Here is a 3,022-nt window from a genome sequence, read left to right as displayed (position 1 = left end):
GATTGTCGGCGGGCACCGAACCGTCGGGGGCCACGCGCAGGATCTTGCCGCCGAGCGCCTCGGTGTCCTGCGCCGCCCCGGGATCCGAGGCGTCGCCCGCGGTGATGTAGAGCATGCCGTCGGGGCCGACGGCGATGCGACCGCCGTTGTGGATGTTCGCCGAGGGGATGCCGTCGATCACGGTCTGCGCCGACCCCAGGCGCAGCGCCCCCGGCGTCCCCTCGAGCGGCAGCCGCAGAACGCGGTTGTCGTTCGCGGTGGTCGCGTAGGCGTAGAGCCACCCGTCGCGGGCTGCGATGCCGAGCAGTCCGCCTTCGCCGCCCGGCGTCGCGCTCGGGATCTCGCCGACCACGCGCGTCCCGCCGTCGACGACCTCGAGGATCCGACCGGTGTCGCGCTCGCTCACCAACGCCGTCCCGTCGACGAAGGCCACCGACCACGGCGTCGTGAATCCCCCGGCCACCGGGGTCGGGGCGCCGAGCGCGGGCACGGGCGATGCGCCCGCCGGAACCCGCGGTGAGGCCGCTTCGGTCGGCCGCTCGGCGGCGCACCCCGTGACCACGAACACGGAGGCGATCACGACGCCGGCCGCACGAGAGCGGCGCCGCGGCGTCCGCAGGGATGTGGTGGCCATGGGTCCTCCTCGTCGTCGGTGACCCTCTGGCCTACCCGGTGCACCTGGACGCGAGGTGGGGATTGCCCGCCGCCCCGCGGTGCTCGCGGGTGGGGCGAGCGACGCGGGGCGGACGGGGAGCGGAACGCGGTCAGGCGACGACGCGCTCGGGCGCGGGCGCCTCGTCGTCGAACTCGACCTCGGGCGGACGGCGTCGGAAGCCGCGCGTGAGGACGGCGAGCCACACCAGGCCCACGCCGATCCAGACGAGCCCGACGGTCAGCGCCAATGCCGACAGGCTGAACCACAGCCACGCGGTCAGCGCGAACCCGAGGCCGGGGAGCACGCCGTACCTCAGGATCGCCGCACCCCCGCGGCGTCGCTCGTCGAGCAGGAAGTGCTTGATCACCGACAGGTTGACGAGCGAGAACGCCGCGAGGGCCCCGAAGCTGATGAGCGAGGCCACGGTGTTCAGATCGGCGAACAGCGCCGCCAGCGAGACCACGCCGACGAAGATCGCCGCGCCGATCGGCGTCTGGTATCGACGGCTCACCCGGGCGAAGAAACGCGGCAGCACACCGTCGCGTCCCATCGCGAACAGGATGCGCGACACGCTCGCCTGAGAGGCCAGTGCCGCGGCGATGCAGCCCGCGATGTAGGCGACCAGGAAGAACACCTCGAGCCACCGGCCGGCGGACAGCTCCATGATCTGGTTGGCCGCGGCATCCGGATTCTCGATGTCGGCCACCTCGGGGATCACCAGGGTCGAGACGTAGGCGATCACGGTGAAAATCAGACCGCCGATGATCGTGGTCAGCACGATCGCGCGGGGCACGGTGCGCGCGGCGTCGCGGGCCTCTTCGGACAGCGTCGAGATCGCGTCGAAGCCGAGGAACGACAGCGCCAGCATGGCGGCGCCCGCGAGCAGTCCGGGAAGGGTCAGACCGGCGTCGTAGAGCGGCTGCAGCAGCGACACCCCGGGATTGCGCAGCACGTGCAGCACCGCGCAGACGACGAAGACGGCGGCGAAGACGAGCTGCAGCCCCACGAGCACGAGGTTGGCGTTGCGCACGACCGTGATGCCGACGATGTTCAAGCCCGTGATCAGCAGGACGCCCGCCAGGGCGAAGACCCACGGCGGGATGCCGGGCAGCTGCGCGTTGAGGTAGATCCCCATCAGCACGTAGTTGATCAGCGGCAGCAGCAGGTAGTCGATCATCAGCGACCAGCCGGTGAGGAAGCCCACGTGACCGCCGAAGGCGCGGCGGGCGTAGGTGTAGGCGCTGCCGGCGCGCGGGAACGCCTTGACGAGCGCGGCGTAGCTGAACGCCGTGAAGAGCATCGCCACGAGCGTGACGAGGTACGCCGTCGGCACGTGGCCGCCGGTGGTGACGGCGACGAGGCCGTAGGTCGTGAACACGGTGAGGGGCACCATGTAGGCCAGGCCGAAGATGACGAGGGAGGGCACTCCCATGACTCGCCGCAGCGAGGTGTCGGTGGAGGTCACGCGCTTTCCTGTTCGGGTCGGACGGCGGCGAGCGCGCTGACCCGCGCCGCGAAGGTAGGGATGCCGCGCCGCCAGGTGCCCAGGATGCGGGCGTCGGTGATGCGGTCGGCCGGCGCGCGACGGATGTCGCGGTCGAGCCACACCAGATCGGCGGCCATACCGGGGCGGAGCGTTCCGCGTCGGTCCTGGTCGCCGGCCTGGAGGGCCACGCCGCTCGTGGCGGCGTCGATGGCTTCGGAGAGGGTGAGTCGTTCGTCGGGCTGCCACCCGCCGGCCGGCTGTCCGTCGGCGTCCTGACGGGTGACGGCGGTGCGCAGCCCGAGCAGCACGTCGGGTGAGGTGACGGGCCAATCGCTGCCGAAGCTCAGGCGGGCCCCCGCGTCGCGCGCGGCGCGCATGCGGTACTGCCGCTCGCGTGCGGGCCCGAGCCGCGGGAGGGTGAGCTCGGTCATGACCGCGTCGGCCACGGCCCACTGCGGCTGGAAGCAGAACGTGATGTCGAGGTCGGCCAGCCGCGGAAGATCGGCCGGGTCGACGACCTGCGCGTGCGCGATGGTCACGCGACGACCGCGGCGCAGGCTCTCGCGGATCGTCTCGGCCGCGTCGATGGCGGCACGCACGGCGGCGTCGCCGATCGCGTGCAGGTGCACGTCGAAGCCGGCGGCGTCGCACGCGGCCACCGCCGCGGCGAGCTGGTCGGGACGCCAGTTGGGCAGGCCGCGCGTGCGGGCGTCGTGATAGCACTCGAGCAGGTGCGCGGTGCGGTTCTCGAGGATGCCGTCGACGAAGAACTTCACGGTGCGGCAGGTCAGACCGGGCTCGCCCGACACCTCGTCCGCGGCGGCGCGCAGGTCGTCGAGCTGGGCGGGCCACCGGGCGGGGTCGGCGCGCAGGGCCAGGTC

The 3,022-nt window shown here is 72.6% G+C and carries 3 protein-coding genes; all 3 read right to left on the bottom strand.

Going from position 1 to position 3,022, the window contains the following annotated elements:
* Window positions 1–634, bottom strand: a 634-nt coding sequence (locus DBR36_RS18290; RefSeq protein WP_258222640.1) for a sorbosone dehydrogenase family protein, incomplete at its 3' end; no start/stop codon positions are given.
* Between the two features lie 130 nt (window positions 635–764).
* The gene (locus DBR36_RS08460) at window positions 765–2,120 is read right to left on the bottom strand and encodes an APC family permease (RefSeq protein WP_108318500.1); all 1,356 of its coding nucleotides are present in this window, start codon (window positions 2,118–2,120) and stop codon (window positions 765–767) included.
* On the bottom strand, window positions 2,117–3,022 hold a 906-nt coding region (locus DBR36_RS08455; protein ID WP_146185286.1), incomplete at its 5' end, for an amidohydrolase. The genes DBR36_RS08460 and DBR36_RS08455, both read right to left, overlap by 4 nt.

Origin of the sequence: Microbacterium sp. HMWF026 (assembly GCF_003061325.1) — a bacterium.
GTDB classification, from domain to species: Bacteria; Actinomycetota; Actinomycetes; order Actinomycetales; family Microbacteriaceae; genus Microbacterium; species Microbacterium testaceum_E.
The sequence above is the reverse complement of the archived record's forward strand: the minus strand, read 5'-3'. Positions and strand labels throughout refer to the sequence as shown.